Source organism: Rothia sp. P13129 (assembly GCF_048512865.1).
Lineage (GTDB): Bacteria > Actinomycetota > Actinomycetes > Actinomycetales > Micrococcaceae > Rothia.
In genome coordinates, this window is sequence record NZ_JBLXYA010000001.1 from 400,193 (window position 1) to 414,068 (window position 13,876).

The window sequence follows — 13,876 nt, forward strand, 5'->3', positions numbered from 1 at the left end:
CTCCAAGGCTCTAAAAATTTAATACGGTGATTCTCTTCTGAATCTTACCTGTTATGACGAGGTGTTGGGTTCTGTCCGTTGAAAATAAATCTATATTTTGTGTCGAGATTGGTGACGTTGTGGCATCAATTTTCGTGCAATCGGGGAGATTAAAGAATCCAGCTCTTTGACTCTGAAGATTTGCAGAGCAATGTAGTAAGCCAAAGACATAATACTTCCGCCCACAGCAATGGTGATGAGGGCAGGTGTCGTCCCTGACCATGCGAACCCATCGAATGAGTATCCGCCTAATATCCAGAGGATGAGCGAACCAAAAATACCTGCAACAAAGGAAGCTAATCCAACACGAGCATGGGTGGAAAGAATGTTCATTCCATCGTAGTCCCCAAGATATTTTTTGAGGAAAATATGGCTCAAGACAACAGAAAGGACATTTTGTAAGGCATAAGCTGCTGCCAGTCCGAAGACGATGTAATGCGGGTTGAGTTGGGAGGCGATGAATCCCATTCCGACAATGACTACTGCGGAGATGAACTGAATAATAAATGGGGTTTTTGCGTCTTCTCGTGCATAGAGAACTCTTCCCATCATAAAAGAAATAGTGAGGAAAGGGCCGCCCAAGGCAATAATGCAAATAGTTTGAGCAATGAGGGCTGCAGAAATATTATTTCCATTACCAAATAATACGCCTACAGGTCCTGAGAAAACAATAAGAGCTACAGATAAGAAAATTGTTGCAATAGAAGAAACTCTCAAACCGGAGGATAAAGCATGCACTACATTTTGATGATTATTCTCTTGTGATGCATGGGACATTTTATTGAAAAGATATGTTGCAATAGATAATCCAATAACACCATGAGGTAGTGAATAGAGCATAGATGAATAGTTAAGCGCCTGAATTCCAGGAACAATTTTTCCATCATGAGAAATAACATTTGAAGCAATTTGTATGAGGTAAAAGAATGAAAGGTTAGAAACAATTCCCGTAGCTAGTGTCCACACTGCTAACTTGACGGACGCACCAAGACCAATCCCTCTCCACCCAAACTTTGGGCGAATACGAATACCAATACGGCGTAGAGGAATAAGAAGCACTAACGCTTGAGTTACAACACCTAACGTTGCAGAGCCAGCAAGAACGACCGTCTGAGCAGTGCTCCACGTGTTCACAGTGTGTAACGGCGGGACAGTGTTAGTTTGTTGACCAAAAACATTGATAAAGAGGATAAGGGCAATAATCGCTACCACATTGTTGATCACTGGGGACCACATGAACCAGCCAAAAGCCCCTCGGGCATTGAGGACCTGACCAATGATGGTGTAAAAACCGTAGAAGAAAATTTGGGGAAGACACCATAACGCAAAGATGAGCCCTAAAGTGCGTTGTTCTTCCGTCCATGTTCGCCCCATGACGGAGATAATAGGCACAGAACACGCTACGACAACGATGGTAACAGCGGCTATACCGACAGTAGCTAGGGTAACTAACCGAGAAATAAAATCGGAACCGCCGTCATCATGTTTTGCGGCTTTGATAATCTGTGGGACAAGAACAGCGTTAAAAATACCTCCAGCAACAAGAACATAAATCAAGTTAGGTAGGGTGTTTGCTGTTTCAAAAATCGTTCCCATTGCGGTTCCGGTGCCGATAGCAACGGTAATGAGAATGGTTTTAACGAACCCGAGAATACGGGAAACCATCGTCCCTGATGCCATAATTGCGCTAGATACTGCACCTGTACGTGCCACGTTGTGCCCTTAATCTTTGCTGAGAGAGCTGCTCACGAGGAGAGCTGGTGAATAATATATTCGCGCGCAATCTCGGCAATTCGTCGTTCGTTCGAAAATGAGAGTTTACGCCCTAAATCGTCAATGTTAACCCAATCGACGGCAATTGCCTCATGATCTGGATCTTTTTCTGTGGTGAGATATCCTCCCGTGGCCGCTAAAAGGTAATGATGAACTGTTTTATGTACTCTGCGACCGCCAACAGTAAACCAGTAGTCAATACTTCCTAGAGGGGAAAGAACCTGACCAGAAATTCCTGTTTCTTCTTCGATTTCGCGTGTTGCCGCTTGAGCGTTATTTTCTGACCCTTCGGGATGTCCCTTGGGTAAACACCATTCTAAACGTCCTCCGCGGTTCATTCTGGCAATAATAGCTACAGGAAAATTAGGCTTGTCAAGATCGACGATAACACCTCCTGCAGAGACTTCTTCTACCGTCGGCAAGAGAGAAATAGGGGTTATTGCCCGCTTCTTGGGAGCCCGAGGTATAGGAAAAGTCATGTCTCTACCTTAACCGATGAAATGAGTCTATGCCTGATTATTGTGTGGGATACGGGTATAACGGTCATTTATCTGGCACGATGGTATGACTATGGCGCATCTTTTTGACTCTTCTATTATTGACCCCATCGCTCTATCTCTTGGTGAGCTTTTTGCACAGTCTGGGTATGAACTCTCTCTGGTGGGCGGTCCTGTTCGAGATCTTTTCCTTGCTCAAAAAGCGACGGACTTAGATTTTACGACGAATGCGACCCCTGATCAGATTCTAGAAATTGTTGATGATTGGGCTGACACAACATGGGAAATTGGTAAGGAATACGGAACTATTGGTTTGAGGAAAGGCGATGAAACTGTCGAAATTACGACCTATCGGGCAGAAATTTATCGTCACGATTCACGCAAGCCTGTTGTGTCTTTTGGTGATTCTCTAGAAGACGATCTTTTTCGGCGTGACTTTACGATTAACTCTATGGCGTTGCGTCTACCCTCTTTAGAGCTTGTAGATCCTTACGGGGGTTTTAGAGACTTACGTGCTGGTGTCATTCGAACTCCTGGGCGAGCTGAAGATTCTTTCTTAGACGATCCTCTGAGAATGATGAGAGCTGCTCGATTCGCTGCACGCTTTGATATTGATGTGGCTCCTGAAGTCTTTGCTGCGATGAAAAAGATGGCACAGCGTATTGAGATGATATCTGCTGAGCGTGTGCGCGATGAACTCGTCAAATTGGTGACGGCAGCTGCCCCTCGTCGAGGTGTTGACCTTCTGGTTGATTCTGGTCTTGCTGATTATGTTTTGCCTGAAATTCCTGCTCTTAAACTGGAAATTGATGAGCATCATCGTCATAAAGATGTGTATCAACATTCTCTGACGGTTCTTGAACAGGCAGCCGCTCAAGAAACTGACGAGCAGGGCGCGGTACCTTCTCCCGATTTTATCCTCCGTTTTGCAGCGTTGATGCACGATATTGGTAAGCCTGCTACTCGTAAGTTTGAGAAGAATGGTTTGGTTAGTTTTTTGCACCATGATGTTGTTGGTGCGAAGCTGGTCAAAAAGCGTATGCGTGCGTTGCGTTTTGATAACGATACGACGAGGGCTGTTGCCCGTTTGGTAGAGCTTCATATGCGTTTCTACGGTTATGGTGATGCTGGGTGGAGTGATTCTGCTGTACGTCGTTATGTGCGTGATGCAGGGGCATATCTGGAGCGGTTGCACCGTTTGACGCGTGCTGACGTGACAACGCGTAATAAGCGTAAGGCTCAGCGTATTTCACGTGCTTATGATGATTTAGAACGTCGTATCACGGCTCTCGCTGAGCAAGAGGAGTTGGATGCTATTCGCCCAGATTTGGATGGCGAGCAGATTATGCAGATTTTGGGTGTTTCTCCTGGTCCTGTGGTCGGGCGGGCGTATAAGTATCTGTTGAATGTTCGTTTAGACGAGGGTGTCTTATCTGAAGAAGATGCGCGTGAGCGTTTAGTGTCATGGGCTAAAGACGAAGGAATTCTCTCCTAATGATATGGGTAACCCCTTGTGGGATTACATATTCTTGATATGGAATATTTAATCCCACAAGGGGTTAGAACTTTAATCGGATGTTTTTATCGTCAATTATTATGCTTATTCAAGGGAAAAAATAAGATTCCTCCTTAGGGAGGATGTACTCCTGCAATGGACTTCGTAGAATGATGAACATAAACCACTTCATACTCTACGCTCAGAATAAGGAGCGATACTATGCTAGAAGTTCATGAACTGACTAAACGCTACGGAGCAAAAAAGGCCGTAGACAATATTAGTTTCAGTGTCCCTGACGGAAAAGTTACTGGATTCCTTGGCCCTAACGGTGCTGGAAAATCAACCACGATGCGCATGATTGTTGGTCTTGAAAAACCAACTTCAGGGCAAGCCCTTGTAGAAGGAAAACTCTATAAAACGCTTACCTCACCGGTGTCCTCAGTGGGTGCTCTTTTAGACGCTAAAGCTGTACACCCTGGGCGATCTGCTATTCAACATCTGCGCTCGCTTGCTCTCACTCACGGAATCTCGAAGAAGAGAGTCGATGAAGTCATTGAGCTGACAGGACTTAGTGCTGTAGCGCATAAGAAAGTTCGTGGTTTCTCTCTGGGGATGGGGCAACGTTTAGGTATTGCTGTTGCTCTTTTGGGAGATCCTCATAACCTTATTTTTGACGAACCGGTTAACGGGCTTGATCCAGAAGGCGTTATTTGGGTGCGTCATCTTGCTCGTCACCTTGCCTCTGAAGGGCGTTGTGTTCTGATCTCTTCGCATTTGATGAGTGAGATGTCTCAGACTGCTGACGAACTCATCGTTATCGGGCAAGGGAAAATCTTGGCTCATTCATCTATTAAAGATTTTCTTGCACGTTCTGCTAACGATACGGTTTTGGTTCGCACGGATGACCGTGAACAGCTGGGTACGCTTCTGCGTGAACGACAGCTAACCATAGAGTCTCATGAACTTGATGGGTTGATTATCTCTGGGAGCACTGCGCGAGAAATCGCCAAAATTGCTCAGGAAAATAATGTCCTTCTCCACGAATTGACACCTCAAATTAGCACCTTAGAGGATGTCTATATGGAGCTCACAAAGGACTCTATCGAATATTCTTCAACTGGAATAAAACCTTCTCATCAGGAAGAATTATATGATCCGGTAGGTGTATCTGAATCTATTCCACAAGCCACAAGAGCAACAATGTTTGAAGACAACTCCGCATCAGTTGCCCCTTGGTCAAAGGGTTCTACAAAGGAGACAAAATAATGAGTCAGCACGCTAATGTTCAGGCAACATCACGTAATGTTCTACGTTTTGGTGGAGTGATTCGTTCTGAATTTCTTAAATTTAGAACTCTCACTTCTCACCTCATTATGGGTGCTGTCATCCTCTTAATGATGGCTGGATTTGGTTTTATTGGTGCATTATCTATCAACTACAGTCAAACACTTGGAACTTCGGCTGAGTCTCTGAAACATATGGCTCACGGTGTTGGTGGGGCTGGTATGCCATTTACCAATATGCTTTTTGCTTCATGGGCAGTTATTTTTATTGGTTCTGAATATGCAACGCGGTCAATATATACATCATTGACCGTCGTGCCACGCCGTTCTGTCCTATATCTGGCAAAGTTCATTGTTGTCAGCTTGATTGGGTTCTTCTGGGGTATCCTCTGTGCGGCAACATCTTTTGGTGTAGGTCTTCTAATCTTCAATCCTGATTTGGCACCCGAACTAACCTCAGGGGTTCTGCTGAATTGGGTGGCAGTTGGCCTGTACTGTATGTTCATGTCTTGGATGGGGCTAGGCTTTGGTGCTTTCTTACGTAATAACGCTGGTGGCATTATCTTGGCAGTAATTACTGTCTTGGTAAGCTATATCGTTTTCTTACTGTTCCTGCCTTGGGACTGGGCTAAAGATTTCACAAATTATCTACCACTCCCTATTGGAAGTGAACTAATTTCTTATGGTAAGGCTCCTGATGCGAAAATTAGCTACCCAATGGCAGCATCTATCCTTGCTCTATGGGGAGCTGTTCCTGCATTCCTAGGGTACCTGCGTTTCCGCTTTACTGATAGCTAAGAACTAAAAATTTATGGATCATCGAGGTTCATCAGAAACACTAGACGCCGTCGCTACTGAGGGACGGCGTCTAGTGTTGCAACGTCGTGGAGTTATCCGCCGTTGGATTCATGAAAATACTTTTTGGGTTAATCTCTTCTGGGTTTTTAATAATCTACTTTTTGTTTTTCTAGAACTCTTATTCTCCTCAGATTCTGAGATATTTGACCAAGATGAGAATGTCGTTATTTATTTTTGTGTAGCGTTCTTCTTTGCTGCAGGAATATTTTGGAGGGAAAAATTTCCCGTACTGTTGATATGCCTATCAATATGTGTAGATTTTTTGCAATTGCAAATTCTTCAGACAATTTTTATATCACCAACTGGAATTACCTTCTATATATTTCTTTATTCTGCAGTAGTTAAATACCCTTTTAAAAAATCTCTTCCTATTTTTATTGCCACTAGTATCTTTATCGTCGTTTTAGGTTTTATCTATTACCCATACATATATGCTGGGATTAGTAGAGGCGGACCTTCTGATGGAAGCTACGACTCGCGATATGTCATCATCAGTTATTCAGTTCTTGGCTTCCTGACGCTTTCGTCTCTTTTGATGAACCTCGTCGTTTTCCTTGTTGCTCGACAGGTTCATAAGAATCGTCTCTTTGACCAAGAAATTATTCTTAGCTTTGATAAGACACAGAAAATAGCTGCTATCGAGGAGCGTCATCGTATCGCACGAGAGATGCACGATGTTGTAGCTCATTCTTTGACAGTGATGATTGCCTTGGCTGATGGTGCGCAGGCTATTAGCTCTAAAGATCCTCAACGTACATCACATATTCTCAAAGAGCTGTCTGATACGGGACGAAGTGCGCTTGCTGATATGCGAGAGACGCTAGGCGTTCTGCGCGATGAGTCCCCACAACAGCTTTTATCGCCGATAGAAAGAAATAAGACTCTGGGCATAGACAACCTCAAAGCGCTAGTTGATTCTTTTGGTTCGACGGGGCTTCCGGTCTCTTTCTCTCAGCAGGGTCAAAACTTACCTGAAGATAGTCAGTTGCACATGACCCTTTATCGTATTATTCAAGAGTCTTTGACTAACGCTTTAAGATACGCCCAAGACGCACATATTATTGAAGTGCTCATTAAGGTCAATCTGCCCGATATCGTAGTGATTATTGCCAATGATGGAACAAGCGGAATAGAACGTAGAGGTATCTCTCGTAGACAAAATAGTGTTGGAAGCGGCAAGGGCCTTATCGGTATTCAAGAGAGGGTTGCTGCTTATCATGGATCGCTTCATGCTGGATCTAACGACCGTGGAGGGTGGACTGTTCGTGCTCATTTATTGTGGGAATCAACGAGTCGCACTAAAGACCGTTCCAAAACATCCGAGGTAGAAAATAATGCAAGAGCAAGAAAATAGTCCTTTGCGTGTGCTGCTAGTAGATGATCAATCATTGTTGAGGATGGGGTTTCGTCTCGTTCTTGAAAATGCAGGTATTGAGGTTGTTGGCGAAGCTTCGCATGGGCAAGAAGCGATTGAGATGGTGCAAAAACACCATCCTGATGTTGTGTTGATGGATATTCGGATGCCTGTTATGGACGGTATTACCGCGACTGAGAGAATCACGAGTATGAGTGATTCAAAAGTTATTATTCTGACGACTTTTGATCTCGATGAGTACGCTTTTTCCGGTTTACGAGCTGGAGCTAGTGCCTTCGTTCTTAAAGATATCCGCCCTGAAGACCTGATTAGCGCACTTCATACGGTCAATGAAGGGGAGTCTATGGTGGCTCCTCATCTTACTGCTCAGTTGGTGAAAGAATACGTTGAAGATTCTTCATTGGGGCAGGTTGCCATCCGTGAGTATCAGCACCTGATTGATTCTTTAACTTCTCGTGAAAAAGACATGGTGGGCGCTATTGCTGAGGGTCTTTCTAATGCTGAGATTGCTCAACAATTTTTCCTTTCTGAGACAACTGTCAAAACACATGTACGGTCAATTCTGTCGAAGCTTAATCTTCGTGACCGTGTTCAAGTTGTTGTTTTTGCCTATGAATCTGGCATGGTCCGTCCACGTAGAATTTCTGGCAGGTAGTGGTTGAGGGATGTTGTTTGGGGAATAAATATGTTGCTTCAGCGGTTGTACTGTATGGGAGTTATTCCCTGCTGATATTTCTAGGAAAGGGGAATGTTGATGTCGAATAGAGAACATTACACACCTGAATACATAAACCATGGAGGGCGAAGCTCCTATCAGGGTGCCCCTTCTACGGTGTATATTGTGAAGCAAAAATCGTTGTTAATTGCATATATATTGTGGTTTTTCCTTGGCGTATGGGGAGTGCATAAGCTGTATTTGAGGCAGCCTCTTATGTTCGTTCTGTATCTTTTCTTGCTCGGTATTGGCTGGTTGACGACGCCCATTTTGATTGGGTGGGTATTTCTCTTCCTGCTCGGTGTTTTGATGGTTATTGATCTCTTTACAATGCCAATACGTGTAGGTGTTTTGAACTCTCGAGCTTATCGCTATTAATTATTTGGTGTGGAAGAACAGCAGATTCAGCCTGAGGTGACATTGATGTAATTCATGTGACCTTGTGCTGAAAACGGTAAATTTCTGCACTTTATACTGCTCTTACTGTAGAGTAGGTGAAGTCTGTGTACTTATGGGTAAATCTCCGGCGGTACACTGACTGTTATACATCTCCTGCTATGGAAATCCCATAGCCGTTTAGCCCAAAGGAGGGGTTTAATCATGCGTGCATACGAGCTAATGGTTATCCTCAACCCCGAGGTAGAAGACAAGGCTGTAGAGCCAACTCTTTCTAAGTTCCTCGAAATCGTTACCAAAGACAACGGCACTATCGACAACATGGATATTTGGGGTCGTCGTCGTTTGGCATACGAAATTCAGAAGAAGACTGAAGGCATTTACGCCGTCGTTAACTTCACTTCCACTCCGGAAACTGCTGCAGAGCTTGACCGCGTTCTTAGCTTGAACGAGTCTGTAATGCGCACCAAGATTATCCGTCCGGAAGACCAGAAAATCTCTTCTAAATAATAGTCATTCATTATCTTGATGTAGTTATCAACAAGGTTATTTTTACTCTTGATATGACTGCTCTCAGAATGAATTATTATTTGAAAAACTCTATGAATGGAGGCCTCAAATGGCTGGAGATACCGTCATTACCGTGATTGGTAATCTTACTGGTGATCCTGAGCTTCGTTTCACTCCTAACGGTGCAGCGGTAGCAAACTTTACGATTGCTTCGACTCCGCGTAATTTTGACCGCGCAAGTGGCGAATGGAAAGATGGGGAGACTCTCTTTCTGCGGGCATCTATCTGGCGTGAAGCAGCAGAAAATGTTGCAGAAACCCTACATAAGGGAATGCGCGTTATTGCTCAGGGACGTTTGAAATCCCGTTCATATGAGACCAAGGAAGGCGAACGCCGCACTGCGATGGAACTTGAGGTCGAAGAAATCGGCCCATCCCTTCGTTTTGCTTCTGCTTCTGTGAACCGTAATCAACAGCGCTCCGGAGGTAACTTCGGTGGCGCTCAAGATGCGCAAGGCTACGCCGGTGGTGGCAATAACTTTGCTGCTCCTGCCCAAAACAATGGGTATAACGGTTCAGCTTCTGGCGGTTTCGGCGGAGGTAACGGCTATAACGGTGGTGGTTTTGGTGGAGGAAATCCTGCACCACAGGCAGCACCTGCTCCTTCTGCAGATCCTTGGGGTTCTCAATCTGGTGGAAACTATGATTGGGGCGCCGGTGCAGAAGATGAACCTCCGTTCTAAAGATAACCTTCCTTTTATTCCAAATATCCAACCCATCCCGCGGTAACTTCCGCGGGCTCCCAAAGAAAAAGGAGCACCACGATGGCTAAGGCTGAAATTCGTAAGCCCAAACCAAAGCAGAACCCACTCAAGGCTGCTGACGTAACTGTTATTGATTACAAGGACGTTGCACTTCTTCGTAAGTTCATCTCCGATCGCGGTAAGATCCGTGCACGTCGCGTTACCGGCGTCACTGTCCAGGAACAGCGCAAAATCGCTCAGGCAATTAAGAATGCTCGCGAAGTTGCATTGCTACCTTACTCCGGCGCTGGCCGCTAAAGAGAAGGAGATTAGAAGAACATGGCTAAGATTATTCTGACTCAGGAAGTATCCGGTCTCGGAACTGCTGGCGATGTCGTAACCGTTAAGAACGGCTACGCACGCAACTACTTGCTACCTCGCGGTTTCGCAGTAACCTGGACTAAAGGTGGCGAACGTCAGGTTGAGTCCATTCGCGCAGCTCGTGCAGCTCGCGCTAAGGCTTCTCTTGAAGACGCTCAGGCACAGGCAGCTAAGCTTGCTGCAGCTACTGTTACTGTAGCGCACAAAGCTGGCGCTGAAGGTCGACTTTTCGGTACCGTCCGTGCAGAAGCAATTGCGGAAGCAATTGAAGCTGCTGGTCTAGGTTCCGTTGATAAGCGAGCTATCCATCTCGGATCTGCTATCAAGTCCACCGGTGCTTACAAAGTTTCTGTGCGTTTGCACGAAGACGTTGTTGCGCAGGTTGCACTAGATGTCGTTGCTGCGTAAGTAATGGCTCATAGCATATAGAAGAAGTGTCCTTTCCTGTTGTTTCAACAGGGGAGGACACTTCTTCTATGTTGTATCATCACGAGAAATTGTGCATTAGTGTTCTTCACTATGATGTTTCAGGACTTAAGGAATAGATAAAGGGATAATGTTTTCATTGGTTTCGTCTGAGGCTGAGCCTGCTCCGAAGCTGCGTCCAAGTTTGCAGATGTTTCTTATTGCATTGGTTGCCGAGCTGATTTCGTTATTGCTGATATCTTTAGGGTTTTGGAATAATGTGGGGACTCCTTCTGATAGTTTGACTGTTTTTTTGATATGCGTGGTTCTTGCTGTCATTATGTCGTCATTGTCGAGTATTTTGGCGGTTGTTGGTTTAGTTCGTTACCGACGTTTTAAAGTACATAATGCGCTATTGTTAGTGGTTTCTTTCCTTGCAAACCCAGCAACAGTTTTTCTTGCTATCTCTGTGGTGGGATAGTTTTTCTGCAGAGTGAAGCATGGGTGCTTCCTCTGAGGTAGGTTTTTCTCATAGTATGTTTCACGTGGAACAGTTGTTCTGCCGCGTACTTCCATAACGGTTTTCGCTAGCTGAGCATAGTGAATAATCTTCGAGGTCCTTTTGTAGAAATATCTCGACAATTTAAGGTTGATTGTGTCTCAAAATTCTTCTGATTACGGTGTTCGTACTCTTCCTCACGATGATGATGCAGAGCGATCTGTCCTTGGTGGAATGTTGCTCTCTAAAGATGCTATTGCAGACGTTGTTGAGGTACTTCGTGGTGAGGACTTTTATAAGCCTGCACATGAGAGTATCTACGATGCAATCATTACTTTATATGGTCAAGGTGAACCAGCAGACGCTATCACTGTGACTGATGAACTCACTAAACGAGGTGAATTGTCCCGTATTGGAGGGGCACCTTATCTACATTCTTTAACAACTTCTGTGCCCACTGCAGCAAACGCAGGGTTCTATGCTGAGATTGTTTCTGAACGAGCTATTTTGCGTCGTCTCGTTGAGGCGGGTACGAAAATCGCTCAGCTTGGTTATTCTCAAGATGGTGAGGTTGAAGCCCTTGTTAATCAAGCTCAGGGAGAGATCTATCAGATTAGTGACCGTCGTGCTTCTGAGGACTACGTTCCTTTGAAAGAAGCGATGGATCAGACCATCAACGACATTGAGGCTCAGAGTGCTCGCGGTAGCGGTATTAGCGGTGTACCAACGGGGTTCTTTGAGTTTGATGAACTGACTGATGGTTTTCAACCGGGACAGATGATCGTTATTGCTGCTCGTCCTGGTGTTGGTAAATCTACTTTTGCTCTAGATATTGCTCGCCATGCTGCTATTAAGAAGGATATGGCAACGGTATTTTTCTCTTTGGAGATGAGCCGTAATGAAATTGCAACAAAGATTCTCTCAGCTGAAGCTAAGATTAACCTTTCTCGTCTACGTCAGGGAAAACTTGATGAGCAACAATGGTCTACCCTTGCAGCGGCGGTAGGCAAGATGGATAGTGCGCCTTTGTATATTGATGATTCTCCCAATATGACGTTGATGGAGATTCGGGCGAAGGCGCGTCGACTTAAACAGCGCAATAATCTTAAGTTGATTGTGTTGGATTATTTACAGTTGATGACTTCTGGTAAAAAAGTAGAGTCTCGTCAGCAAGAAGTTTCTGAATTTTCTCGTTCTTTGAAATTGATGGCTAAAGAGCTAGAAATTCCTGTTATTGCGTTATCTCAGCTGAACCGTGGTTCTACTCAGCGTGCAGATAATCGCCCGATGGTTTCAGATTTGCGTGAGTCTGGCTCTATTGAGCAGGACGCGGATATGGTGATTCTGCTGCATCGCGATGATGCCCATAATAAAGAGTCATCACGTGCTGGAGAAGCTGACGTTATTGTGGCTAAACATCGTAATGGTCCCACCAAAACCATTGCTGTTGGATTCCAGGGACATTATTCTCGCTTTGCGAATATGGTCAACGATACGCCACCTAGTATTGAATCTTAGGCTACTGGTGCGTCGTTATGAGGTTTATCTTTTCGTGTTAAAACCATGACGCAGAGTGATACGAGCAGTGCTGTGAAGATGATGCAAAACCAGGCTGTGCTGTACCACCCGCTGGTGTTGTAGATTAGTCCGCTACCCCAACCAATAACTGCTGAACCTGCATAGTAGGCGAGATTATAGAGAGCTGTTGCTTGCGCTTTTCCTGTTGTGGCTCGTAGTCCTGTCCATCCTGAGGCGATGGAATGCCCGCAGAAGAATCCGAAGGTCAAGAGCAGGACTCCGATAATAATGGCGGTGACGTTTGTGGTCATCGTGAGAGCTATGCCAAGGATAAGGAGGGTAGTTGAGCCTATCATAACGTTGAGGTTTCCCCATCGTGTGCTGAATCGGGCAGATATTGATGAGGATATTGTGCCTAATAGGTAGGAGAGGAAGAGCGCTGAGAGAGCTATTTCGGAGAAGAGATAGGGTGGTGCTTTGAGGAGGAACCCTACGTAGTTATAGATGGTTACGAAGGTTCCCATCATCGTGAATGCGTAGAGGTATAGTGCAAGCATTGCTGGGTTTTTGAGATGTTTTTTGGCTTGTTTGAGGGTGTTACTGAAAGATCCTTTGCGTGGGATGGGTGTGAATCGTCGGGCTTTGGGCAGGCTGACGATAAAAATGAGTGCGGTGATGGCTCCTAGTAGTGAAACTGCTGTGATGGCGATGCGCCAGTCTCCAGTCCATTGGGTAAGAGGGCCTGCGAAGAGTCGTCCGGCGAGTCCTCCGAGGGTGTTTCCTGCGACGTATAGTCCGCTTGCTGTTGCTGCATGGAGCGGGTTTGTTTCTTCGGTGATGAAGGCGATGGCTACTCCTGCTATTCCTGCTAATGCTGCTCCTTCTAGGAATCTGAGAGTGAGGAGTATGGTGAAGTCGTGAACCCATGGGCTGATTAGTCCGAGTGCTGTGGCGATACTGATTGCGATGAACATGGCTTTGCTTTTGCCATGGATGTCGGCGATGTAGGCCCATACTATGGCAAAGAGTGCTAGTCCAAGTGTTGCCGCTGAGATGGTTAGTGCTGCACTAGATGGTGTGATGTCTAGGTCAGTTGCAATGGAGGGGAGGATTGCTTGTGGTGCGTAGAGTTGGGCGAAGGTGGCAATGCCTGCACAGAACATGGCAATGAGCATGTAGCTATATTCGCGAGAGCCTTTTGAATATCCGTTCCAGGGGTCAGGGTTGTGTGTGTTGTTCATGTGATTTGGTGTGTTTTTTCTTCGGGTGATGATGCTTTGTAATGGTAATGGTAGTTGTCGTTTGGGGGTGCCGGGTACTGTTGTGGGTGTTTATGGGGCTCTCTGGCAGGTTTTTTTGAGCTTTTTTAAATCTTTTTTGTGTGTTG

At 45.3% G+C, this 13,876-nt stretch carries 15 protein-coding genes; 12 read left to right on the forward strand and 3 right to left on the reverse strand.

Features of this window, described 5'->3' with window-relative positions; translation table 11 throughout:
* Window positions 1-90: 90 nt before the first annotated feature.
* Both murJ and ACN081_RS01935 read right to left on the reverse strand, forming a co-directional pair.
* Window positions 91-1,752 (reverse strand): murein biosynthesis integral membrane protein MurJ, encoded by a 1,662-nt coding sequence (gene murJ / locus ACN081_RS01930; protein WP_419102812.1) that lies wholly within the window; start codon window positions 1,750-1,752, stop codon window positions 91-93.
* A 32-nt stretch (window positions 1,753-1,784) separates the two neighbouring features.
* Window positions 1,785-2,291: an NUDIX hydrolase gene (locus ACN081_RS01935; protein ID WP_419101276.1), complete on the reverse strand. Its 507-nt coding sequence runs from the start codon at window positions 2,289-2,291 to the stop codon at window positions 1,785-1,787.
* Window positions 2,292-2,382: 91 nt separating this feature from the next.
* Between ACN081_RS01935 and ACN081_RS01940 the strand changes: the two genes are divergently transcribed.
* From ACN081_RS01940 to dnaB, 12 genes are all read left to right on the forward strand, one after another.
* A complete protein-coding gene (locus ACN081_RS01940; RefSeq protein WP_419106769.1) occupies window positions 2,383-3,804 on the forward strand; it encodes a CCA tRNA nucleotidyltransferase in 1,422 nt (473 codons plus the stop codon).
* A 222-nt stretch (window positions 3,805-4,026) separates the two neighbouring features.
* Complete coding sequence (locus ACN081_RS01945; protein WP_419106770.1) at window positions 4,027-5,073, forward strand: ABC transporter ATP-binding protein; 1,047 nt, start codon at window positions 4,027-4,029, stop codon at window positions 5,071-5,073.
* Window positions 5,073-5,888, forward strand: a complete 816-nt coding sequence (locus ACN081_RS01950; RefSeq protein WP_419106771.1) for an ABC transporter permease — start codon at window positions 5,073-5,075, stop codon at window positions 5,886-5,888. Before ACN081_RS01945 ends, ACN081_RS01950 begins: the two co-directional genes overlap by 1 nt.
* A gap of 13 nt (window positions 5,889-5,901) precedes the next feature.
* Window positions 5,902-7,302 (forward strand): histidine kinase, encoded by a 1,401-nt coding sequence (locus ACN081_RS01955; protein ID WP_419106772.1) that lies wholly within the window; start codon window positions 5,902-5,904, stop codon window positions 7,300-7,302.
* A complete protein-coding gene (locus ACN081_RS01960) occupies window positions 7,283-7,978 on the forward strand; it encodes a response regulator (protein WP_419102817.1) in 696 nt (231 codons plus the stop codon). Before ACN081_RS01955 ends, ACN081_RS01960 begins: the two co-directional genes overlap by 20 nt.
* A gap of 99 nt (window positions 7,979-8,077) precedes the next feature.
* Window positions 8,078-8,416 carry a TM2 domain-containing protein gene (locus tag ACN081_RS01965; RefSeq protein ID WP_419102818.1) on the forward strand — a complete coding sequence of 113 codons (339 nt, stop codon included), beginning with the start codon at window positions 8,078-8,080 and terminating at the stop codon, window positions 8,414-8,416.
* 222 nt (window positions 8,417-8,638) lie between these two features.
* The gene (gene rpsF / locus ACN081_RS01970; RefSeq protein WP_419101282.1) at window positions 8,639-8,944 is read left to right on the forward strand and encodes a 30S ribosomal protein S6; all 306 of its coding nucleotides are present in this window, start codon (window positions 8,639-8,641) and stop codon (window positions 8,942-8,944) included.
* A gap of 109 nt (window positions 8,945-9,053) precedes the next feature.
* Complete coding sequence (locus tag ACN081_RS01975) at window positions 9,054-9,686, forward strand: single-stranded DNA-binding protein (protein ID WP_419106773.1); 633 nt, start codon at window positions 9,054-9,056, stop codon at window positions 9,684-9,686.
* 81 nt (window positions 9,687-9,767) lie between these two features.
* Window positions 9,768-10,004: a 30S ribosomal protein S18 gene (gene rpsR / locus ACN081_RS01980; protein ID WP_004005948.1), complete on the forward strand. Its 237-nt coding sequence runs from the start codon at window positions 9,768-9,770 to the stop codon at window positions 10,002-10,004.
* 21 nt (window positions 10,005-10,025) lie between these two features.
* Window positions 10,026-10,475, forward strand: coding sequence for a 50S ribosomal protein L9 (gene rplI / locus ACN081_RS01985; RefSeq protein WP_419102820.1), 450 nt, complete (start codon window positions 10,026-10,028; stop codon window positions 10,473-10,475).
* 148 nt (window positions 10,476-10,623) lie between these two features.
* Window positions 10,624-10,953, forward strand: a complete 330-nt coding sequence (locus tag ACN081_RS01990) for a hypothetical protein (RefSeq protein WP_419106774.1) — start codon at window positions 10,624-10,626, stop codon at window positions 10,951-10,953.
* Between the two features lie 174 nt (window positions 10,954-11,127).
* A complete protein-coding gene (gene dnaB, locus ACN081_RS01995) occupies window positions 11,128-12,489 on the forward strand; it encodes a replicative DNA helicase (RefSeq protein WP_419106775.1) in 1,362 nt (453 codons plus the stop codon).
* On the opposite strand, the gene ACN081_RS02000 is transcribed toward dnaB, so the two are convergent.
* A complete protein-coding gene (locus tag ACN081_RS02000; protein ID WP_419102823.1) occupies window positions 12,486-13,730 on the reverse strand; it encodes an MFS transporter in 1,245 nt (414 codons plus the stop codon). The two genes, dnaB and ACN081_RS02000, sit on opposite strands and share 4 nt — an antisense overlap.
* Window positions 13,731-13,876 lie beyond the last annotated feature (146 nt).

Coding starts and splice junctions, on each gene's coding strand:
- ACN081_RS01935 (WP_419101276.1), bottom strand. CDS start 2,291: ATGACTTTTCCTATACCTCGGGCTCCCAAGAAGCGGGCAATAACCCCT.
- ACN081_RS01940 (WP_419106769.1), top strand. CDS start 2,383: ATGGCGCATCTTTTTGACTCTTCTATTATTGACCCCATCGCTCTATCT.
- ACN081_RS01945 (WP_419106770.1), top strand. CDS start 4,027: ATGCTAGAAGTTCATGAACTGACTAAACGCTACGGAGCAAAAAAGGCC.
- ACN081_RS01950 (WP_419106771.1), top strand. CDS start 5,073: ATGAGTCAGCACGCTAATGTTCAGGCAACATCACGTAATGTTCTACGT.
- ACN081_RS01955 (WP_419106772.1), top strand. CDS start 5,902: ATGGATCATCGAGGTTCATCAGAAACACTAGACGCCGTCGCTACTGAG.
- ACN081_RS01960 (WP_419102817.1), top strand. CDS start 7,283: ATGCAAGAGCAAGAAAATAGTCCTTTGCGTGTGCTGCTAGTAGATGAT.
- ACN081_RS01965 (WP_419102818.1), top strand. CDS start 8,078: ATGTCGAATAGAGAACATTACACACCTGAATACATAAACCATGGAGGG.
- rpsF (WP_419101282.1), top strand. CDS start 8,639: ATGCGTGCATACGAGCTAATGGTTATCCTCAACCCCGAGGTAGAAGAC.
- ACN081_RS01975 (WP_419106773.1), top strand. CDS start 9,054: ATGGCTGGAGATACCGTCATTACCGTGATTGGTAATCTTACTGGTGAT.
- rpsR (WP_004005948.1), top strand. CDS start 9,768: ATGGCTAAGGCTGAAATTCGTAAGCCCAAACCAAAGCAGAACCCACTC.
- rplI (WP_419102820.1), top strand. CDS start 10,026: ATGGCTAAGATTATTCTGACTCAGGAAGTATCCGGTCTCGGAACTGCT.
- ACN081_RS01990 (WP_419106774.1), top strand. CDS start 10,624: ATGTTTTCATTGGTTTCGTCTGAGGCTGAGCCTGCTCCGAAGCTGCGT.
- ACN081_RS02000 (WP_419102823.1), bottom strand. CDS start 13,730: ATGAACAACACACACAACCCTGACCCCTGGAACGGATATTCAAAAGGC.